The sequence below is a fragment of the Dyella kyungheensis genome, assembly GCF_016905005.1.
GTDB lineage: Bacteria > Pseudomonadota > Gammaproteobacteria > Xanthomonadales > Rhodanobacteraceae > Dyella > Dyella kyungheensis.
In genome coordinates, this window is record NZ_JADIKC010000009.1 from 101,159 (window position 1) to 122,197 (window position 21,039).

General features: G+C 62.2%; 15 protein-coding genes. 7 read left to right on the forward strand and 8 right to left on the reverse strand.

Going from position 1 to position 21,039, the window contains the following annotated elements; genetic code table 11:
- The first annotated feature begins 59 nt into the window (after positions 1-59).
- Positions 60-3,866 (forward strand): M48 family metallopeptidase, encoded by a 3,807-nt coding sequence (locus ISP20_RS18435; RefSeq protein ID WP_204637600.1) that lies wholly within the window; start codon positions 60-62, stop codon positions 3,864-3,866.
- A 212-nt stretch (positions 3,867-4,078) separates the two neighbouring features.
- Here ISP20_RS18435 and ISP20_RS18440 read toward each other — a convergent pair whose 3' ends face one another.
- Positions 4,079-5,260 carry an alpha/beta fold hydrolase gene (locus ISP20_RS18440; RefSeq protein WP_239536126.1) on the reverse strand — a complete coding sequence of 394 codons (1,182 nt, stop codon included), beginning with the start codon at positions 5,258-5,260 and terminating at the stop codon, positions 4,079-4,081.
- A 308-nt stretch (positions 5,261-5,568) separates the two neighbouring features.
- Between ISP20_RS18440 and ISP20_RS18445 the strand changes: the two genes are divergently transcribed.
- The gene (locus ISP20_RS18445) at positions 5,569-6,687 is read left to right on the forward strand and encodes a hypothetical protein (protein ID WP_204637601.1); all 1,119 of its coding nucleotides are present in this window, start codon (positions 5,569-5,571) and stop codon (positions 6,685-6,687) included.
- A gap of 189 nt (positions 6,688-6,876) precedes the next feature.
- Positions 6,877-7,527 carry a hypothetical protein gene (locus tag ISP20_RS18450; RefSeq protein ID WP_204637602.1) on the forward strand — a complete coding sequence of 217 codons (651 nt, stop codon included), beginning with the start codon at positions 6,877-6,879 and terminating at the stop codon, positions 7,525-7,527.
- A 291-nt stretch (positions 7,528-7,818) separates the two neighbouring features.
- Here ISP20_RS18450 and ISP20_RS18455 read toward each other — a convergent pair whose 3' ends face one another.
- On the reverse strand, positions 7,819-8,736 hold the full coding sequence (locus ISP20_RS18455; protein WP_204637603.1) for a retroviral-like aspartic protease family protein: 918 nt from the start codon (positions 8,734-8,736) through the stop codon (positions 7,819-7,821).
- 610 nt (positions 8,737-9,346) lie between these two features.
- Between ISP20_RS18455 and ISP20_RS18460 the strand changes: the two genes are divergently transcribed.
- The gene (locus tag ISP20_RS18460; RefSeq protein WP_204637604.1) at positions 9,347-9,754 is read left to right on the forward strand and encodes an MAPEG family protein; all 408 of its coding nucleotides are present in this window, start codon (positions 9,347-9,349) and stop codon (positions 9,752-9,754) included.
- A gap of 317 nt (positions 9,755-10,071) precedes the next feature.
- Here ISP20_RS18460 and ISP20_RS18465 read toward each other — a convergent pair whose 3' ends face one another.
- The 5 genes from ISP20_RS18465 to speC all read right to left on the reverse strand — a co-directional run bounded on the left by ISP20_RS18465 (position 10,072) and on the right by speC (position 16,185).
- Positions 10,072-11,721, reverse strand: a complete 1,650-nt coding sequence (locus ISP20_RS18465; RefSeq protein WP_204637605.1) for a M28 family peptidase — start codon at positions 11,719-11,721, stop codon at positions 10,072-10,074.
- Between the two features lie 284 nt (positions 11,722-12,005).
- Positions 12,006-12,536: a hypothetical protein gene (locus tag ISP20_RS18470; RefSeq protein WP_204637606.1), complete on the reverse strand. Its 531-nt coding sequence runs from the start codon at positions 12,534-12,536 to the stop codon at positions 12,006-12,008.
- Between the two features lie 73 nt (positions 12,537-12,609).
- Positions 12,610-12,990, reverse strand: coding sequence for a hypothetical protein (locus ISP20_RS18475; protein ID WP_204637607.1), 381 nt, complete (start codon positions 12,988-12,990; stop codon positions 12,610-12,612).
- A 111-nt stretch (positions 12,991-13,101) separates the two neighbouring features.
- Positions 13,102-13,641 (reverse strand): hypothetical protein, encoded by a 540-nt coding sequence (locus ISP20_RS18480; RefSeq protein ID WP_204637608.1) that lies wholly within the window; start codon positions 13,639-13,641, stop codon positions 13,102-13,104.
- Between the two features lie 285 nt (positions 13,642-13,926).
- Positions 13,927-16,185 (reverse strand): ornithine decarboxylase, encoded by a 2,259-nt coding sequence (gene speC, locus ISP20_RS18485; RefSeq protein WP_204637609.1) that lies wholly within the window; start codon positions 16,183-16,185, stop codon positions 13,927-13,929.
- Between the two features lie 796 nt (positions 16,186-16,981).
- Between speC and ISP20_RS18490 the strand changes: the two genes are divergently transcribed.
- From ISP20_RS18490 to ISP20_RS18500, 3 genes are all read left to right on the forward strand, one after another.
- Positions 16,982-18,208 carry a glycoside hydrolase family 2 gene (locus ISP20_RS18490; protein ID WP_204637610.1) on the forward strand — a complete coding sequence of 409 codons (1,227 nt, stop codon included), beginning with the start codon at positions 16,982-16,984 and terminating at the stop codon, positions 18,206-18,208.
- Between the two features lie 261 nt (positions 18,209-18,469).
- Complete coding sequence (locus ISP20_RS18495) at positions 18,470-19,450, forward strand: cytochrome b/b6 domain-containing protein (RefSeq protein ID WP_204637611.1); 981 nt, start codon at positions 18,470-18,472, stop codon at positions 19,448-19,450.
- Entirely contained in the window at positions 19,443-20,198 is a 756-nt protein-coding gene (locus tag ISP20_RS18500; RefSeq protein ID WP_204637612.1) for a molybdopterin-binding protein, read from the forward strand. Before ISP20_RS18495 ends, ISP20_RS18500 begins: the two co-directional genes overlap by 8 nt.
- A gap of 100 nt (positions 20,199-20,298) precedes the next feature.
- Here the strand turns inward: ISP20_RS18500 and ISP20_RS18505 are convergent, their stop codons facing one another.
- Positions 20,299-21,003, reverse strand: a complete 705-nt coding sequence (locus tag ISP20_RS18505) for a hypothetical protein (protein ID WP_204637613.1) — start codon at positions 21,001-21,003, stop codon at positions 20,299-20,301.
- Positions 21,004-21,039: the final 36 nt, after the last annotated feature.

The following is a 21,039-nucleotide window of genomic DNA, read 5'->3' on the forward strand; positions in this document are numbered from 1 at the left end:
CCGTTGCGCTGATCGATACCCAAGCGACCCACCGGATGGCCGGGTCAGGAACGAATGCCATGGAAACCCTTTATCCGGCGGGCCCCGCCGATGTACCGGCCAACTACACGCGTCCGAGCGCCTCGTACAAACGCCAGGCCTGGATCGCGGTTGGCAGCCTGCTGCTGTTCATCGCCATCTATTTCGCGCTGACGGCGTGGTTCATCGTCACCGGTCTCGGCGAGCTGGCGAAGATCGGCTCGGGCAACGGCCTGCTCCAGTTCATCGCCGGCATATCGAGCCTGTTCCTGGCGGTCTTCATGATCAAGGCGCTGTTCTTCATCAAGAAGGGCGCCAGCGGCGGTGGCATCCAACTCAAGCGGAACGAGCAACCGCGCCTGTTCGCCTTTCTCGATCGCATTGCCGATGAAGCCGGCGCGCCGCGCCCGCACAAGGTGTTTGTCACGCCCCGCGTGAACGCCGCCGTGTACTACGATCTCTCGTTGCTCAACCTGCTGTTCCCCTCGCGAAAGAACCTGGAAATCGGTCTCGGGCTGGTGAACATGCTCAACCTGAGCGAGCTGAAGGCCGTGCTTGCGCACGAGTTCGGCCACTTCGGGCAGCGCTCCATGGCGGTGGGACGATGGGTCTACACCACCCAGCAGATCGCTGCGCACATCGTGGGCCGACGGGACGCACTGGATCAATTCCTGCGCCAGCTGTCGCGGGTGGACATCCGCATCGCGTGGGTCGGCTGGCTGCTCTCGGTGATCATCTGGGCATTGCGGGCGGTGGTCGACGCCGTGTTCCGGCTGGTGGTGATTGCGCAGCGGGCACTGTCGCGCGAGATGGAGATGCAGGCGGATCTGGTCGCCGTGTCGCTCGCCGGCAGCGATGCGATTGTCCATGCGTTGCATCGCCTGCAGCTCGCCGACGATGCATGGGACCGCACGATCAATTTCGTGCGCGGGGAAGTGGGCGCCGGCAAACCGCCGCGCGATGTGTTCCAGGTGCAGCAAGCCATCGCGGAGCGGCTGGGAACGATCTACAACGACGCGCGCTACGTCGAACGCATCCAGGTGCCCGCGGGCGGCGATGCGTCCTTCCGGGTCTTCTCCGGCGAGCTGGCGCAGCCGCCACGGATGTGGTCCACCCATCCGATGAACCATGAGCGCGAACAGAACGCCAAGCGCCGCTACCTGTTCGCCGATGCCGATCAGCGGCCGGCATGGCTGGCCTTCGACGATGCCGACGGCGTACGTGAACGCATGACGCGCGACATCGAAGGCGCGACCGAACATGCGACCGTCGGCGAAGACATCACCTTGCAGCGCCTGGACGAGCAATTCGGCAGGGAGCATCTTCGCTCGGCCTATCGCGGCATCTACCTGGGGCTTCCGGCGACCAGGCACGCCCGGCGGATCGACGAGTTGCACGGGCACGCTCCAGTCACGCAGCCGCTGCACCTCGACGATCTCTATCCCGCGCGATTGAGCGAGGAACTCTCGCAGCTTCGTTCCTTGGAACGCGAGCACGCCTTGCTTTGCTCGCTGCGCGACCGGGTCTACGACGCACCCGACGGGGTCATCCGCCATCGCGGGAAGATCATCAAGCGCAACGAACTGGCCACGGCCATCGGCACCGTGCACCAGGAACGCTCGGCCATGCGCGCCAGCCTGGAGGGTAGCCTCAAGCGGGTGCGCAGCCTGCATCTGGCGGCCGCCGCGAAGCTATCGCCCGAGTGGCATGCCTATCTACGGGGCTTGCTTGCGTTGGTTCACTACGCCGAACACAACGAGGTGAACGTGCGCGATGCACGCGCCAGCCTGGCACGCTGGTGGCAGCGTGCCACCGCTGCCGGCGCCATCAATGAGCAGGGAGTGCGCCATATCCTCGCTGCTGCCAGTGACGTCCACCGTTCGCTCGGCGTTGTCTACGACGGTGCTTCGCAGGTCCGCCCCGGCGCGAAGGTGTTGGCGCAAATGCACTGCGAGGACTGGAGGGAGGCCCTGGGCAAATTCGGCTTGAATCAGCCGGTGCGCGCCAACATCAACGACTGGCTGCGCATCGTCGACCAGTGGGTCGACCACACGGCCGGCTGGTTGTCAGCGCTTCGGCGCGCCGCCCTCGACGAGCTGCTCCACGCCGAAGCCATCGTTGCATCGGCGACCCAGGGCACGGCCCCTCCCGATGCACCTGCGGAGATGCCCTCGGTGCCGGTCGAATACCAGACCCTCCTGGTGGGAGCCGAGCGCGGCCAACACGCCGAGAAGCCCGGATTCTGGGAACGCTTCCGCACCGCCAGCGGCTTCTTTCCCGGCCTCGCCCGCGGCCTGGTGGCCGTCGCCATCGTGGGTTCGGTCCTGCTGCTGGGCTGGACCATCAGTCGCGCCAACGTCATCGTGTACAACGGACTGGCGCGCGCGGTGGTGACCACCATCGATGGTCATCGCGTCGAGCTACAGCCGGGCGCACATACCGATGTCACGGTGCAGGGCGGCGACGTTTCCGTGGTGACCCAGACACTGGACGGCGAACCGGTAGAAGCGTTCAAGGCAACGGTGGATCGCGGCGCCACGCAGTTGATCTATACCGTCGCCGCCGCCAGTCCGCTGCGCCATTGGACCGCGGTCTATGGCAACGCGCGAGCGCCGGAACCCACGCTGTCGACACCGCAGCGTTGGCAAACAGCCAGTGCGCAATATCTTTTCAGCCAGCCGCCGGACCGCGTGCAAAGCAAGACCGGCAGCGCCATGTTGACGGTGCTCGATGCGCCGGAACACGTTTCACCGGACATCCTGGCCGATCAGATCAGCGACAAGTCGGCAGCGAATGCCATGTTGCTGGCGCATGTGCGCTTCGATGCGCCCGAGTCGCCGGAGCTGATCAACTGGTTGTATGCGGCCAAGGATACGGCTGGCTTCCAGCAGGCCTTTGCTGCACGCCTGGAACATTTTCCGCACGACATGATTTCGCGGCGCCTGGAAGAGGATCTCGCCCACGAGGCAGGTTCCGATGCGGTCTGCGCACGCAGCCGGGCGCAATCGGCGGCCGAGCCCACGCAGGCCGATGCCGCGTATCTGGCGGTCCGCTGCCTGCCCGCGGGCAAGGAACGCGATACCGGCTTCGAGGAAGGGCATCGCCGCTGGCCCGATTCGCCGTGGTTCGCCAATGCCGCTGCATCGGTGGCAAGCGAGCACGGCCGCTACGAGGAAGCATTGCAGACCTACGAGCAAGCGATGCCCCACAGTTTGTCGTTGCGTCAGGGCACCGCGGTGGAAGCCTTGCGGCTGACTCGCTTGATCGACCCCGGCAACGCGCAGAAAAAGGCCGCCGAATACGTTCGCGAGTCGACCGCACTCGGCAACATACTGACGTTCGAACGCGGCACGACGGTGCGGCAGGGGAACTACCGCGCGATAGCGATGCTGTCCAACGGTCAGATCGACGAAGCCGTCCGGGCGGCTGCCGGCACGCCGATGGCCGGGCATGTGTTGCGCATGGCCGCCGCGTCGATCGGCGCATCGCCCTATCTTCGCCTTCGCGTTGCGTCGCTTCCACCTGGCGCCGGCATCGACCGCGACACCCTGTGGCTGGCCCTGGCAGCGAACTCCAGCGCTGATAGCGCCGCGATCGCCGAAGAGCTGAGCAAGATTCAACGCTATTACGATTCACCCGATGCCGTGGCGAAAATGAAGAGCTTCATCGAGCTCGCGCGCCATGGCGATGCCCGCGCTGCCCAGGCACAGCTCGATGGCGTGCCGCTGGAGCTGCGCGGACATGCCTACGTGGCAGGCATCTATCTGATGGGAGAGAAGGCGCCTCGCGAATGGCGAGACTTCGCCTATCGCTCGCTCTTTTCGGTGGAGCGGCCGTACCTGGGGTGAGTAGCGAGTCGCTTGCTGGGTGCGAGCCCAAGTGACGCGCTTGCCGAACATTAAGACACCGCACGCCGCCGGCGTGCAGTGTGATTTTGTTCTGCAACATTCGTTTGCTTCGCCCGGGAATCGGCTATCGCCGCATGAAGCCCATCGTTTCAGTCCGCCTCGCTTGTCGCCAACTCCAGGAAGGTTCCGCAGCGAAGCCACACGCTGGCGGCTTACTTGTCGCGCGTCACTTCCGCCGGCGCCGCGTCACCCGCCTGCTGCGCCAGCGGCAACGCATCGTTCACAAGGTGCAGCAGGAAGCGGCCGGGCTGTTCCTGCATCATCATGTGGGCCGAATCGGCGAAGATCACCAGGCGCTTGGACGGCGCCTGCAGATCGCCGAACCATTTCTCGGCGGTTTCGTGGGGCGTGGTGTAGTCGTGGGCGCCAGCGAACACGATCACCGGCAGCTTGAAGTTCGTGACGTGATCGAAGTCCACGTCCAGCAGCGGATCGAGCAGGTGGTTCAGCGAGAACAGGCTGCCCTTGTCGATGGCCACCAGATCGTCGTGGTTGTAGTCAGGCGAGAGTTCCTCGGCATCGCTATCGAACTGGAAATCCTTGCGGCCCCAGGCCAGGCCGCCGTAGTACATCTCCCAGGTGCTGCGCACGCCGATGCGTTCGATGGTGAGCTTGGTGTCGCCCGGATACGGGCCGATGGCTTCCAGTTCGGCGATCGCCTTGGTGTTGTTTTCGGCCTTGGCGCGGCTTAGCGCGTAGTTGTAGCCGATGGCTTCGTTGCGGCGGCCGTTCACCACCTGGCCCACCGAGATGTATGCGTAGAACCAGTCCGGATGCAACTGCGCCAGATGCACGCCGAGCACCGTGCCCCAGGAATGGCCGAGCAGGAAGATCTTCTTCTTGTTGTAGTGCTCGCGCAGGTACTGGGTCACCTGGGCGGCATCGTCGGTCATGCCGTCCACCGTCATGCCCGGCGCCATCGCCGCTTCGGTGTTGGCGCGATAGGTCTTGCCCGAACCGCGCTGGTCCCACTGCACCACGGTGAAGTAATCCTCCCACGGCGTCTGGAAGGTGTAGCCCTCGGGCATCGCCGGCGAGGCCGGACCGCCGTGCAGGAACAGCAGGATGGGGTTGCGGCGATCCTTGCCGCGCACCGAAATCCACTGGTCGATGCCGTTGATGTGCAACTTGATCTTCTCGTCGACACCCTGCGGGGTCACGATCATGCGATTGCTGTCGAGGATGCGGCGCACTTCGTCGCGCGAGATCATCGACTTGTCCGGCGTAGCGGCGGCGGCTGGCTTGGCCGGTGCCTCATCGGCGCGAACGCGATCGACAGGGGCACCGATCGCAAGCAACAACGTGACGAACAGGGATGCACGCAAGATATTCAAATCAGCTCTCCAGGCGGATGGTTGGGCGATACGCGGAGCCTTCGCTTCCACGATAGCAACAGGGACGGCCAGCACCTCGTGCATGGCCCTTGCCTCCACCAGAGCAAGCGGCATGCCAGCCCACGCTGGGCAGCTCGGATACGTCATATCAGGCACTTGCGGGCAAGTGCGGCACCCGTGATGCGTCCGCGGACAACCTGGCGGACGTCCGCATTGTCCGCACGCGGGAACGCCCTCTTACGACCTCTTCACTCACGGGACATCCTGCTTGACGCACACTTGCCGCCTTCTGTTGCAGGATCAGCCGCGTGCCCGTCGTTCATGTCCAGCGTCATCTCCGGTCCCGGTTTCGCCGTTCGTTCCTGCTGGCCAGCATGCTGGTCGCTGGCTTTGCAGCACTGAACGCGCATGGCGAAAGCCCCTCACGCAGTACCCAGAATACGGGAAGCGACCAGCTCGCCATCCAGGTCAACGACGACCGCATGACGATCTCGGTAGCCAAGGTACCGCAGGTCTATCTGTATGGGACCATCGATGCGGGTGCCGCGCAGCGCGTGCAGTCGATGATCCAGTCGCGCAGGATTCCGCCGAACAGCGATATCTATCTCAACTCGCCCGGCGGCGATGTCGCCGCAGGCATCGCCCTCGGCCGCCTGTTCCGCGCCGGCAACATGACCACCCACCTGGGTTCGCCGCGCAAGACCGCGCGCCAGCCCATCGTGCCCAAGTCCTCGCAGTGCGTGAACGCCTGTGCCTATGCTTATGCGGGCGGCATGTTTCGCTGGGCGCCAACCGGCAGCGATCGTTTCGGCGCGCAACCGCTGTCCACCACGGTGACGCCCACTACCGATGTCGCCGCCTATCTGAAAGACATGGGCGTGAACCCGCAGGTGTTCGGCAGCGCGGCCAGCGGCGAGGTGACGTGGCTCAACGCGGATCAGATGCTGGCCAATGGCTTCTCCAACAACGGACGCCTGCTGCCCACCGCCGTCAACATGCCGATCAGCAACGTCGCTTCGATCTCGATCACGCAGATGACGCGCGAGGGTGAGCATCGCATCACCCTGCAGTGCCGCCCCGATGGCCTCACCCTCACCGCCTACTACGCCATCGGCGCGGAGCGCGCCCGGCAGATGGTGGCGCGCGCCACGCGTTCGTACTTCGAGATCAACGACCAGCCCATCAACGGCAGCGAGCGCGTCAACGCCTCGGCGATGGACCAGGCGGTGGTGTTCAGCCAGCCGCTGCCCGTGACCCAGCTCAACCAGCTGCTGTCGGCGAACCTGATGGCGGCATGGCTCGCCGATCGGGGCGGGGCTGTGCGTTACGGCTTCTGGATGTCGCTCGATGCGGTGCGCAAGGACCTGCGCACCTATGGCAACAACTGCGCGCAGGTGGCGAAGCAGGCGGGCGCCAGCAAGAACTGATCTCGTGCGGAAGCGGACGTCCGCCGGGTGTCCGCGGACAACGTGAATCCCGCGGGCCACGCGCCGCAAGGCCCATGCTGCGCCGTTGTCGGACGCCAGGCACGTGGCACGCCTGTTGCCTCATGATCTTGCGGCAATGCGGATATCGCCGCGCTGCACCCATCCCGACACAGAACGATGAGGTACGTCATGTGGAAAACAATCGCCATGCTGGCGCTGGCACTGGCCTGTGCACTGCCCGCGTTCGCCATGGAGCCGGAGCGGACAGTGAGTGGCACCTCCGTCACCTCCACGCACGATCCGCGCATGCGCATCGACCTGCCGTCCACGGCGAAGTACGTTGGCGCGGATCGCTGGCTGCTGCTGGGCTTCGACGATTGCGAGATGCATCTGTTCGTCGATGCCGATGCTGACAAACGCATCCAGCGTCTCTACTGGGTGCAGTTCGAGGCATACATCCCCGAACGCCCCGAGCTGCATCACGATTACTCCGCATCGCGTCGCATCACCATCAACGGCCTGGAGTTTCATCTGGACACCTGGGTACAGAGCGCCGATGAGCCGACCGAGAAGGACTCCGATGGCGACCACCAGCGACGTTTGCTCGCCGCCAAGGGCTACCAGCGGCCCGCCAACGGCATGTACGTGCGCCTGGTCCATCTGCCCGATGCCGAGCAGCGCAAGGAAGTGATGGTGATCTACGGCGAGGATCTCGCACCCACCGGCCTCACCGCGGCGCAGCTCCGCGAGAAGGGCACGCCACACGACCGCTGGCCAGCCATCGAGAAGGCGCTGATCGAGCGCGCTCTTGAACGGAACATCATCGTTCGCACCTTTTAGAACCTCATCGTTTGTGGGTTTACTGAACCCCCGACACAGACTATGAGTACAAAAACAGGGTGGCGCAGTAGATTTCAGGTTCGCCGAAAAGGGGCAAAGGCGGGGCAAGCGCGAAGCGCGCAGAACGCCCCAAAGAGCGGCCCCGAAGGGGCGAGAGCAGCAAGTGATCCAGTGACTTTCGGCTCCAGCCTCAGTCACCGGACAAAACCAAGCCCCGCAAGATTGCCGATAAGCTCGCAACCCATCCGGGTTGAATAAGCCCGGCGGCGTTGCCAACCAAACCAACCCCAATCACGGCTTCAAATACAACACCCCATCCCCAAAATCGATCACCGCATGATTCGCCAGCATCACATCGGCCCCCAGAAAACCGCCGATCTGCTCCGCTGGCGACGCTGGTCGCGTAGTGGCTTCGTAGCCATACAGATCCAGCACCCGGGTGTTGTCGGGCACTTTCACCGCCTGACCTTCGATGCTCAGCGATAGCGCACTGGCCGCTGCGTATGCCTTGCCGGTGGTGCCGCTGGGCCCGCCATAGGTATCCACTACCTTGCCAAGGGTGATGTTGGCGCGCTTGGCCGTGTGGTCATCGATCAAGAATTTGGCCACCGTGGAGACCACAAAATTGGCGCTCGCATCGTTGAGCGCCACCTGCACCTCGTATTCGTTGGTGGCGGCGTTCCACTGCATGGCGTGCGCGGCATAGCCCGCAGCCAGCAAGCGCCGGCGTTCCTGCGAGGTGTCTGCCGACGAATGCGGAATGCCGATGCGGTGCTGATCAAAATCCACCAGCACCCGCCGCGCACGCAACCAGCCCATGCCCAACATGCCCTGCATGGTCTGCTTCTGCGGCACCTCAAACACCTTGAGCGGCGCGTCCTTCACCACGTCATCGCCCACCTGCAGCGTCTTTACCGTAGTCGTGGCCACACCCAGGTCGCTGACCTGGCCGGGCGCGGTAATGCCGTAATGCCCACTGGACTGCAGCGGCCCGACCCCGGCCTGCTCCGCATTGGCATGGGTGGTCATGGCGTAGAACCCCGCATTGGCATGCACCATGAAGGAAAACGGCACCTGGTTGATGCGCACCTCCACAAAGGGACGGATGCCAGACACCTCACGCAGCTGGAACGGCGTCCACTGCGTCTCGGCCACCACCGGGGAGGAGGCAAGGGCCAATAACAGGCCAAAGGCAAGGGCTCGACGCATGGCGAACTCGGTATTGGGAAGTGAGCATGGCTGGCGGCGAAGCACACCGACGGCCTTCCAGGATCGTAGTCGCGGGCCGCAGCAATGCCATATGTCATGAGTTGTGGTCGCCGAGTCACGGCTGGTCGCGGGGGCGTCTTGTCGAAAAAAGCAGGGAAGCGCGAGCCATTATCAGCGATAGGGAATGGGCTGCAGCGACGATTACCAGTCGCTTCCGCCGGGACACCATCACTCGTCGGTAGCCGCTACGGATGGGTGGTTCCCACCCAGGTGGCCGTTGCCCTCTCGACATTGACGCAATCGCCGAGAATCCCGTCACTTTTGACGGGACAATGACGGGATACGCAGGTATCCCGTCTCTCGGATTCCCGTGACACTCGCACTTGCGGCCGCTTCATGGCGCCTCGTGGAAAGGGAGGCGCTACGCTTCAAACCACGCCGGGGCATCCAAGCGCCGCAGTGGACAGCGCAAATGGGTTCCAGAAAACCCATAATCGTCAGGCGTTAGGCCCACGCAGTGCAATGGTTCAACGAATACGGAATGTCCTCTTTCGACCGAAGCAGGCCTATACCTACCGCCATCCATTCAACCACATGGGAGAGTTTGTCGATGAGTACATCTGCTTTGGTACTGACCCTCTTCATAGCTTGGACACTCGTCCTACTCGTGCTCATGGAGGTCGTTCGCTCCTATCTTGTTCTCTCCGGACGCACCAAATCCAATGAATTCAGGCCGGACAACGCCAACCTCTCTCCGTTCCTGCAACGGCTCGCGCGCGCGCATGCCAATTGCATTGAAGGGCTTCCCGTCTTTGGCGGCCTCTTGCTTACAGCCATTGCGACCGGACGTACCGGGCTTACTGACTCGTTGGCTCCGTGGCTCCTGCTTGCTCGCATAAGCCAATCAATCACTCATCTCGTTTCCCTGAGTGTCTTCGCGGTCAACATTCGCTTCTTCTTTTTCTTCGTGCAGCTTGCGATCGCGGTCTACTGGACGTGGGCGCTACTTGTGCGATAGCTCACGCATTCGCATGCCAGTAAGGTCCTCTTCCGACCCAAACCGGCCACTCAAGGCCAACAGATGAAAAGTTCAAGCTCCGGAACTCGTGCTGCTCCGAGAGGGCGGGCCTATGTAAACAAGTGTCTGTGCGTGTTGTTTTTGTCTAGCGCAAAAGCGCCATAGTCTGTAACGGCTTCCGTTTGATCTAGAACACCATAGTTTGTGCAAAGGGTACAAACCATGGTGTTTTGTCCACTCTTCAGCGCGTGCCGTTCAACCCGTGAACGAAAACGCCCCGGCATGCCGGGGCGTTTCGTGATCACCGCAACGACCGCTTAGGGCGCCGACTGGCTGCCCGGATGCGAGACGAAGCGCGGCGGCGTTGCCTCGTTGGCGAACTGCCAGGTGCTGAGGTAGGCCAGCTTGAGGATCTTGGCCATCTTCGGATAGTCGATCTTCTCGGCCGTATCGCTCGGGTGGTGGTAATCCGGATGGAAGCCGGTGAACCACCAGAACGCCGGCACGTTGTGCAACACGAACGGGAACTGGTCGGAGCGGAAGAACACGTTCAAGGCGTACTCGTGGTCGAAGCGGTCGTCGAGCACCAGGCCCACGTCGCCGTTCGCCTTGGCCACGGTCTTCTGATAGTCCGGGCTGTACGCGGCACCGATCAGGTTGAGGCGGTTGCTGGTATCGGCCGGGATGTCGATCAGGCCATCGGTCTGCGGGCTCGGCTTCTCGTCGCGGCCGATCATGTCGAAGTTGATCATGGCGCGCGTGGTGTCGAGCGGACGCAGCGGATGCGCGGCGAGATAGTACGCGCCCAGCAGGCCACGCTCTTCACCGGCAAACACGGCAAACAGGATCGAGCGCTTCGGCTTGGTGGGATTGGCGCCGAATGCGCGCGCCAGCGTGACCACACCCACCGTGCCCGAGGCGTTGTCGTCGGCGCCGTGCCAGATCTTGTCGCCGGCCTGGCCGTCGTGATCGTGATGCGCGCTGATGATGATGGTCTCGGGTGCCAGCTTCGGATCGCTCCCTTCGACCAGGCCGACCGCATTCCAGGTGGTAGCTTCACGGCGCGAGCTGTTCTTCAGATGCAGGCTGATCGAGGTATCCGGCAGTGCCTGCGAATGTGACTTGAGGTCGCCATCGATCGCCGACTGCAACGCTGCCGGGGTGCTGCCGCTGGTACTGAACAGCGCGTTCGACACATCAGCGGAAATGATCATGCTGGGGATGTGCAGCGGGCTGTCTGCCAATACCTGTGCGGGAATCGGGTTGGCCGCATGCTCGGCCTGATGACCGATGCGCTTGCGCACCTCCTGCGCGGAGGGGTGGTTGTGCGACGGCTCCGGCGCCATCAGCACCGCCACCGCGCCGTGTTCCTGCGCGTTCAACACCTTCACGTAGCCGGTGGCGTCACGCGTGTTGCCGGTACCGTTGAAGATGGACTTGGGGTCCTTCTCCTGCGGCTCGTGATCGAACACCACGACGATCTTGCCCTTCACGTCGAGGCCGGCGTAGTCGTCGTAGCCAAGCTCCGGCGCCGTGATGCCGTAGCCGGCGAAGACCACGGGAGCCGACACATCCTGATCGGTGGGGAACGAACCGGACACTTCCGGATCCTTCCAGTCGGTGTTCTTGCCGCCGCGCTTGAGCGTTAGCAGCGTGGCCTTCGCATCGGGCCGGTACTCGACCAGCGGCACGGCCTGCAGGAAGCTGGGCTGTCCCTGCGCATCGGTCGCTGCCGGCTTCAGACCCGCCTTGGCGAACTCCGATGCGATCCATTGCACCGAGGCCTCATCGCCCGGCTGCAACGACAGACGCCCCTGCAGTGCATCCGAGGCCAGGAAGGTGATGTCCGCGCGCAGGTCGCCCTGGCGAATCTGCGCGAGGCCCGGTTGCTCGGGGGCGGGAACCGCTGCCGAAGCGACGGTGGTCAGACTCGCGGCTAGCGCGAAAGCGAGGAACGTGCGGCGCATGATCTCTCCATGGGTTTCGGACGGCTGGCCGTCCGGGGGTATGGAGTGCGAGCGTGCCACGCGGGGCCGGGTAGATCAAATGGGCCCGCGCTTGATCAGAGCGCTCTCAGTACGCAGATGCCTGGCTCCGCACCGCGTTGAGAGCGCCTGCTCGAATCTATCGGGAGAGATGGCGGGATCATGCGTGTCGACGTATCGTTCCAAGGCTTCGGATGGTCGCGTCGATAGCTGCGAATCGTGGCGCGGTATACGTGACCATCATCAGAGGCATTCTGCGTTGACGCCTAACGGACGTTGCCCAGCTGATTCTGCGGGGCAAGCAATCCGATGATGCGCCAACCGGAGAACGTATAGTTGTCGATGCGATCGGCGACGGGTGCCTCGTTGAGCAGAGCCTGCTTCGCTCCGGCAGCAAAGGTTTCAGGCGTCTCGGTGAGCAACGGCCGGAGCCAGATGATCGTTCGACAGTCATACGGCACTTCATCCCCGAGAATCTCCGTAAATGCCACGGAAATATCGCGGGCAGAGACGTTATTGGGGCTACCCAACTTTTTCCAGGTGGCTCGTATGAGGCGCGACAGTTCCGTGCGGTTGTCTTCGGCAATCATCCGGCGCGAGGCTTCCAGACCCGGTCGCAATCCGCCGGTCTGCTTGATCCATTCATCGAGAATGGTTGCCCATGCGTCATAGCATTGCCGTTGACTATCGAAAACACCCAATAAAGGTGATGTGGCGCGTGAGTCGGCATTGCCGGTCGACGCGCAGCCTACGCAGAGAACAAGTGTCATCGCAAGCAGGATGGAAAGGTGTTTCATGGCAGATCCCCGGCACATTTTCCGACCAAGCCTGCCCGCAGGCGGCGCATCGCTTGCCTATCCTAGGCGGGCTTCATCTTGCTTCACGTTCCAGGGGTAATTCCGAAAAGACGATAGATCCGCCGGAATAGCGCGATGGCGTGGCCGAGTCGAACTTCGCGAGAAAGTTGCCCTTTTCAAAGGCGACACCGTCCTCGTTGTAAACCTCGCACCAAAGGCGCCGCCCGTTGGGCTTGCATGCAATCCACGCGCCGCCATCAGCGCCACCCGCCCAACGGGCGTGGGGTGGAACGGCAGCCACTCTCTCCGGTGGCGAGGGCACGTAATACATCGCCTTCCTCACAAAATACTGCCCACATGTCCAATGATCACGCCAGCCAATACGGCGCTCGACCATTTCAGGAAACCCTTCGCGCTCATTTGGAAAGCCTCTTCTCCAGACGTTTCGAGTCAAGTCGATGCTTCACGGCGAAATTGGCAAACCACATCTGAGTGCGCCATTGCAATCTCGTCGGGTCTGCAGGAATTTCTTCCCGGCGAGAACAACCCCTGCGTCATGGCTTCCTCAATCCACGACGACGATCTTTACCTTCCTGGACTCGGCATAGCCCATTTCCCTGGAGACGAAATGCGTTCGATCGGCGGCGAGCGCCACCGGAACGGGGCTCCTGTAACTCACCCAGATCGTGTAGGTCCCACGAGCCGGGAACAACGCTTTCCCTACCGCAACCCGACGCATCCAGAGGCTGTGCCCCTCGCGTAAAGATGCGTAATAGGAGGGATCGTCCAGAGTGGACGGCACGATCATGTCGTCGTCGTAGGAAGCAGCTTCTACGCTCCTGCCGTTCGCGTCTTCGATGTGCAGAACGAAACCGGCAAGCTCTCCCCAACCAAGATCGCCATACACACGGACGACATCGTTGGATGAGTTCTCTATGCCGGCGAGCAGTTCGATGGGCTCGCCCCGTTTGCACGTTGAGCACGACACCGAGAGTCGAGCGTGGACGAGTGGTGCTTGGCCGGCGCCAACAAATCCCGAGAACCCGACGAAGAGCACGGCGAAAAGAACTCGTCTCATCACGGCGAGGGCAAACGTACGCTTCATTCGCAATCCCCTGTTGCCTTCCTTGCCACCAGGAAGCTGTCCCCACAGCGTCTGGCCGCCATGCGGATCGACGCAATCCGGTCGAGCCGATCCGCAATTACTTGCGCTCGCGAGAAGCTACCAGCTCCTTTGAGAGCCGTCCATGCGGCTCTGGGCTGGCGAATTTCAATGCACCCCGGAATTAGCGATAGCTGCGGCGCCCAATGTTTGCCTTGCAACCGGTTGCCATCTCTACCCCGGCATCGCTTGGGCCATTTATCTACGCCGCAAACTCCGAACCCTGCCTCAGGTTTCGCCTTCCTTGACCACGTAGGTATAGAACCTCACCCTGCCACCTTCGGGCACCTGGTAGACACCCTGCACTTCATAGGAAAAGCCCGGGAACCGGTTGCAGCTTTCCTCGAAGGCCAGGAAGTAGTCGATCATCGGCTGGGCGCGGTCGTCGTAGCGCTCGCCCGGTATGACGATGCCAATGCCCGGCGGATAGATCAGGGCGAGCGTGGCCGCAATGCGGCCCTTGACCTCGTCCATCGGCACGAAGTCCACCCGGCCGCTGACCAGGGCTTCGTTCGCTTCGCGTGCCGACATGACCTGTTCCGGGAACGACTCGTAGCGGAAACTCAGGCGTTGCAACTCCTTGACGTTCTTCGACGCATAGAACTCGTGCATTTCCTGCGCGACCTGGCGCACGGTGTAGCCGCGGTATCGCTCCTGATACTTGCGGGAGAGGCCCGGCAGGACCTGATCCAGTGGGCTGTCTTCGTCATAGTGGTCGCGGAAGCGCTCCAGTGCCGCGAGCAGCATCGCCATCTTGCCCTCACCTACCGCGGGCGTCATGAGGAAGAGAATGCTGTTGAGGTCGTTCTTCTCCGGGATGACATGATTCTCCCGCAGATAGTTGGCGATGACCGTAGCGGGAATGCCGCTGCTGGCGTACGCGCCGGTTCTTGGATCGATGCCTGGCGTCGTGAGCATGAGCTTGGTCGGATCGACCATGGCGGCATCGGCACCGAGATGCCGGTAGCCGTGCCACTTTTCCTGCGGATCGAGCTGCCAATACTCCTGCTCGGTGGCCAGCACATCGGTGGGCACGTCTTCCCACTTGATGCGTTCGCCCTGGTACGTCACCGTATCCGGAACGAACGGGTTGAGGAAGCCGGCGAACCGCTTGCGTATCGCCTTCCTGGCCTCGATCCCCAGCCGAACCATGTCATCCCACAGTACGCGTCCGGCCTTGTCGGCATGCATTTGCGCATTGACGTCCAGGCTGGAAAACAACGGATAGAACGGTGACGTCGACGCCTGCAGCATGAACATCTCGTTGAATCGCTTGTGATTCACACGAAATGCCTGCTGGCGGATATGCGCATCGCGCACATGGATCTGCGAGGCCTGCGAAAAACCCGCCAGCTGCTTGTGCGTCGACTGGGTCGCAATGATGCCGGGGTCTTTGTCCGTCAGCGACAGGCTCATGCCGAAGTGATCTTTCATCAGGGGATGAAACGCGCCAAATCCCGCCCATGCCTCGTCGAAGTGGATGTACTCGCAAAGATGGCCGATCTTTTCCAGTACCTTCTTCGCGTTGTACACGGTGCCGTCATACGTGCACTGCTCGATGATGGCGACCCGGATAGGCCGCTCGCGCTTCCAGGCATCGGTGTCCTTGAGACGCGGATGATGCCTGATCTTGTCGCGGATCGACTGCTCGTCGAACGCGGACCAGTCGATCGGACCCACCATGCCGAATCCATTGCGGTCGGCTTGGAGATAGACGGGAATGGCACCGGCGAAAATCAGCGCACCGTGATGGTTGGACTTGTGATTGTTCCTGTCGAACAGGACGATGTCGCGGCTGGTCAACAGCGCCGTGTTCACCACCTTGTTCGATGCCGAGGTGCCATTGAGGACGAAGTACGTCCGGTCGGCCAGGAATACGCGTGCCGCGGCTTGTTGCGCCGCCAGTGCGGGGCCTTCGTGGATCAGCAGGTCGCCCAGCGACACCATGGCGTTGCAGATGTCATCGCGGAATACGTTCTCGCCCATGTGCTCGTAGAACAACCGGCCGGCCGGATGGCGCATGAACATTTGTCCACCCTGGTGACCCGGGCATGCCCAGGTGCGATTGGCGTCGAAATCGTATTGCATCAAGGTGCCGAAGAACGGCGTGAGTAGGCTCGACACATACTGCTCTACGGAGGCCACCAGGCGCTTCTCGTAGAAATCGCGGCTTTCAAGATCGGCGATGACGACACCGTCCAAGGACTTCAGGAACGGATCGTGGAAGGTTTCATCGTGGCGATCGCTCATCATGAAGATGGGCATGCGCAGGCCACGTGCCTCGCGCGTTTCGATGGCGACCGGCGCCAGTTCACGCGACACCACGATCGCCCCCAGGTCGGCACCGGATCGAATGGCTTCAGCCATGCCCTTCGGCGACACCACCACCGTCCGGAAATGCAGGTCCTGCTCGATGATGCTGCTGACTTCCTCGCTGCGATCGCCTGCAACGAGGATGCGGAAATATTGGATGAACGGGATGCTCATGACGACCACTCCCTGGAGAGGGCTTAAAGGTCGAACGGCGACTACGGAGATGGCAGTTTCTGGAGCATGCAGAGGGCGTTGTTCCAACCCTTACTGCGCTGGTCATTGTCGATGCGTCGGCGTGAATCGATCGCGAAATCACTTCTTCGCACGTCAAGCAAACGCATGCCTTCGACCGATACCGACTTCGATGTTGTGCCGGAATTCTGCGCATTCGACATATGAAGGATGGAAAGAAAAATCTACTGCATGAAAACCCAGCATAACTACATAGGTAGCTGCGCTCATGATCAATCCAGAGCGCGTGCTTCGTCCCTAAGCCGGAGACCGACTTCTTCAGGCTGCGAACCAACTCAAGGAAGCGTCCATTCCGGTTCCGACTTCTGCTCATGCGTCGCCGTGCCAACCAATCATCATCGCCGTACCGCAACTCCTGAAACGGACACCTCTTGTCACAGCAAGCCGACCTTTCGTCCCGCCTGTGCCGACACGGCGGCGTCAGGTTGCTAGCGTGCAACGCGCCAACGCAACCAAGCGAGCAAACCATGAGTTCCTCACTCCCATCAGCTTTGATCATGCCCTTGCGGGATCTTCCACGCCTTGATCGACCCGTCGGTGCGTTTTCCCCTGGACGCACTTAGACTCCAGCCGAGACTCTTCACGGAGCGATGCGATGCGGTGGTCAGGGCTTCTGGTTTCGCTGTGCCTGCTCGTGGCTCTCCCTATCGAAAGCGCACAGGCAACGTCCAGTCCTGCGCCAGACGCAAGCATCGTCCTTGGACATTCGACCGTTCCATTGAATGAACCCTGGCGATTTCGCGTCGGCGACGATGATCGCTGGGCCTCGCCGGACTTCGATGATGGCGAATGGGAAACCGTAGATCTCACGCCCGCACCGGGTGCGCATGACGGTGACGTCGGATTACCGGGCTACGTCACGGGATGGAGTCAACGCGGCCACGCAGGCTACACCGGCTACGCGTGGTACCGCACGAAAGTCACCGTGCATGGCGATAGCGGTAGGGCGCTTGCGTTGGCGGGGCCGACCCTGGTCGATTCGACATATCAACTCTATGTCAACGGAAAAATGCTTGGCGGACCGGGCGGGTTCTCACGTTCGCCACCCACCGTGTACGCGGTGCGCCCCAGCGTGTTTCCACTTCCCTCGTCGCCTTCCACAGACACGCAGACCTACGTCATTGCCTTCCGCGTCTGGCTGGATCCGCTTGAAGCGGGTGGGGAAAGCGGCGGCATGCATATCGCGCCGGTGATGGGCGACGCCGAAGCCATCCAGCAGCTGCACCAGTTGCAGTGGTTGCAAACGTTCAAGGGTTATGTGGTGGATGCGGCGGAACCGCTGGCCTTTGTGATGCTCGCGATCATGGTTCTTGCATTGATGGCAGGCAGAACCGGCGATGGCTATCGGTGGCTTGTCGTTGCACTGCTCTGCCTTGCACTACTTCGCGCACAGCAGGTCCTGTTCTTCTGGACGCCCTATGTGAGCCTGCGCGGTTACGACATCGCGGTCACGGTGATCCTGAAGCCACTCACCCTGGCGGCATGGCTGCTGGCATGGCGCGATTGGTTTCGTTTGAACAGACACCCGTGGCTTGGGTACGCCATCAGCGTGCTGACGTTGGCTTATATTGCTTTTGCATGCATCGGCCGTCCGTGGTTCGCGCCGGACGCGACGCAAGGATTCAAGGCCGTTGCCCATGTCGTCGTCATGGGCTTGCGCCTGGCATTGGCCGCGCTTTACCTCTGGATCGTTGGCCTTGGCGTGGCCCGATCGGCAAAGCTTTCCACTTGGCTGGCAGCACTCGCAGCCATCTTCGTGGGTGTTGGCCTGTTCGCGACGGAACTCAACGCCCTGGGAATCCCGGGAATCTGGTTTCCGTTTGGAACGGGGGTGTCGCGGAGCCAATATGCCTACGGCGTATTCACGGCGCTGTTGTTCGCACTGATCCTTATGAGGTCAGCCGGTGACGTGCGAAGCAAAGGGTCTTCAACGGCTTCTGCCTGAAGCTGGATCGATGAGGCCAACCCTCGGAGCGCGGGAAGTCGAAGCTTCCCAGCCCTCCGGCTCTCCCGTCTGAAGCCGGCTGCCTTTGCCGGCCGGCTGTGGCCTGGGCCAGACCGGGGCAGCAGCCCATCACCAAAACAGTGGAATAAGAAAGCACCCCACCATGATGCGGGCCGACCGGGTGGTCACGTGCCCCAGCGAATCCTGTCGCGAGTACACTGCGGCGATACTGGCCTGCCAGCGCTTCCGGAGTGCACCGCCATGAATGCCCAAAGCGCCGTCGAAACCACCACCGCTTCCGTGAAGCCCGGGTCCTCGAAGGCTTCTTCACGGCTGGTTTACCGGCACACGCTGCCGATACGGATCATGCATTGGATCAACGTGATTGCGTTGACGTTGATGCTGTTCAGCGGTCTGCAGATCTTCAACGCGCACCCGAATCTTTATTGGGGCAATCGATCCGATCAGGGCAAGGAATGGCTATCCCTCGGTGCGCAGGAGGATGCTGCAGGAAACCTGGTCGGGATCACGCGCATCGGGCAGCATCAGGTCACCACTACCGGCGTACTCGGCGTTTCCAAAGGTAGCGACGGCACGCCGGTGGCGCGCGGCTTTCCTTCCTGGCTGACGGTTCCCAGCGCAGGCTGGTTGGCCATGGGCCGGCGGTGGCACTTCTTTTTTGCCTGGGTGTTTGTACTCAACGGACTTTGCTATATCGGCTACTCGCTTGCCAGAAAGCATCTGCAACGCGACATGTGGCCGACGCGTGCCGATTGGCGTGGCATAGGCCGCTCGATCCTCGATCATGTCCGTTTCAAGCACCCCCATGGGGCCGAGGCGCTGCGCTACAACATCCTGCAACGGCTCGCTTATCTGTGCGTGATTTTCGTTTTCGGCATCGGCATTGTGCTGATGGGCGTGGCGATGTCCCCGCGCATGGATGCCGTACTCTCGCCGTTGGTGGAGGCCGTGGGCGGGCGTCAGTCGGCCAGGTCGATTCATTTCATCATTGCCTGGGCGTTTGTGGCCTTCGTGGTGATTCATCTCTTCGAAGTATTGGTCAGTGGTGTCTTCAATCAGCTGCGCGGAATGGTCACCGGCTATTACAAAGTCGATTCGGTCAAGCCCGAGCCGGCGATGCCCGTCGCTGCAGTACCGGAAACCGTAGTGCCTGCTGAATTGGCTCCCGACCGCACCGTCACCGCACAAACGCCCATCGTGGAGGACCCTCGCCATGAGTGATCGCCGATCGTTTCTTCGCATGGCCGGCATGGGGGCCGTAGGTGTGCTCCTTGCCGGTTGCGACCGCATTTCCCAGAGCGGCCTGGGCGCCCGGGTGTTGGGCAGTGCCGAAGGGTTGAACCGTCGCGTGCAGGCGCTGCTTTCACCTTCCAGCGCCATGGCGAAGGAGTATTCCGAGGCCGATATCTCGCCGGTGTTCCATCCCAATGGCACCACCATGCCAGACACGCCCGCCTACCAGGCCTTGATGGCGAACCAGTTTCGCGACTACCAGTTGCAAGTGGACGGACTGGTCAACCGACCGGCGAAGCTATCGATCGACGACCTGAAAAAGCTGGACGACCGCACCCAGATCACCCGGCACGATTGCGTGGAAGGCTGGAGCGCGATCGGCAAGTGGCGGGGCACCCAGCTCTCGGCCGTACTCGACCATGTGGGCGTAAGCGAGCAGGCTAAATTCGTCGTGTTCCATTGCTTCGACGAAATGGACGTCGATACGCCCTACTACGAGAGCGTGGACATCCTGGAAGCGAGACACCCACAGACCCTGCTTGCCTTCGCATTGAACGACCAGCCGCTGCCGATACCGAACGGCGCGCCATTGCGCCTCCGCCTTGGTCGGCAGCTCGGCTACAAACAGGCCAAGTACATCAGCCGCATCGAGCTGGTGAGTTCTTTCAAGGACATTGGTGACGGCAATGGCGGCTACTGGGAAGACCAGGGCTACGAGTGGTACGCCGGCATCTGATCCGCGGCCGGCGATCTCACGCTGCAGAAAGGCGATCCGAACTTGTCCATAGTGCATGGACAAAGTTCGGATCGCCGCGACGGCTCGACCGCGTCGAGCGTTACATCGGTGGCGCGGTACCGTTCAGCCCGACCGCCACAAAGCCGGCAGCCACCGGGTTGCCCGGTTTGCCCGCCACGAACACACGCGCACCTTTGACGATGGCGCTCTTATCCGCGGGCGCGAACGTCACTACCGGCGTAGTCGCCGATACCACGATGGTCTTCTCGCCCGAACCGTAATCGACCACCAGCGTGCGTGCCCCGCTTCCGCTGGCCGCCTTCACCGTACCGTTGGTCATCGCCGAGTTCGTGGCCGCACCACCTGCCTTGCTGCTCTTGACGGTCCCATTGGTCATCGCCGACGAGGTCACGCTGCCGTTGGTCATGGCCGACCCGCCACCGCCGTGGGCGGGCAGATCCCAGGCGTAATCGCCCAGGCCCGTGCCCTTCATCGCCGGTGGAAACACCACCACTTCCAGTGCGTTGGCGGAAGCACCGCGCGGCACGTTGGCCGAACCGATGTACGAACCCGGCTGGATCGCATCCAGATTGCTCGGCACCACACCCGCGATATGCGTGTCCGCTGCCATCGCGACGTTCTGCGTGCCCGTTGCCGTTTGCACCGTAAAGCCGGTGGCCGTTACATCCGTCACGGTTCCGCGCACATGCACCGCTGGATCCGCGGCCATGGCAGGCAGGGCGACCGACATGGCGACGGCCACGCCGGCAAAGAGCAGTTTCTGCTTCAAATAGCTGACTTTCATGATGAACAACCTCCAGTAGCGCTAACGGATCAGGTA

Excerpts from the sequence above, each read along its gene's own strand:
- ISP20_RS18435 (WP_204637600.1), top strand. The coding sequence starts at position 60 with ATGGAAACCCTTTATCCGGCGGGCCCCGCCGATGTACCGGCCAACTAC.
- ISP20_RS18450 (WP_204637602.1), top strand. The coding sequence starts at position 6,877 with ATGTGGAAAACAATCGCCATGCTGGCGCTGGCACTGGCCTGTGCACTG.
- ISP20_RS18455 (WP_204637603.1), bottom strand. The coding sequence starts at position 8,736 with ATGCGTCGAGCCCTTGCCTTTGGCCTGTTATTGGCCCTTGCCTCCTCC.
- ISP20_RS18460 (WP_204637604.1), top strand. The coding sequence starts at position 9,347 with ATGAGTACATCTGCTTTGGTACTGACCCTCTTCATAGCTTGGACACTC.
- ISP20_RS18465 (WP_204637605.1), bottom strand. The coding sequence starts at position 11,721 with ATGCGCCGCACGTTCCTCGCTTTCGCGCTAGCCGCGAGTCTGACCACC.
- ISP20_RS18470 (WP_204637606.1), bottom strand. The coding sequence starts at position 12,536 with ATGAAACACCTTTCCATCCTGCTTGCGATGACACTTGTTCTCTGCGTA.
- ISP20_RS18480 (WP_204637608.1), bottom strand. The coding sequence starts at position 13,641 with ATGAAGCGTACGTTTGCCCTCGCCGTGATGAGACGAGTTCTTTTCGCC.
- speC (WP_204637609.1), bottom strand. The coding sequence starts at position 16,185 with ATGAGCATCCCGTTCATCCAATATTTCCGCATCCTCGTTGCAGGCGAT.
- ISP20_RS18495 (WP_204637611.1), top strand. The coding sequence starts at position 18,470 with ATGAATGCCCAAAGCGCCGTCGAAACCACCACCGCTTCCGTGAAGCCC.
- ISP20_RS18500 (WP_204637612.1), top strand. The coding sequence starts at position 19,443 with ATGAGTGATCGCCGATCGTTTCTTCGCATGGCCGGCATGGGGGCCGTA.
- ISP20_RS18505 (WP_204637613.1), bottom strand. The coding sequence starts at position 21,003 with ATGAAAGTCAGCTATTTGAAGCAGAAACTGCTCTTTGCCGGCGTGGCC.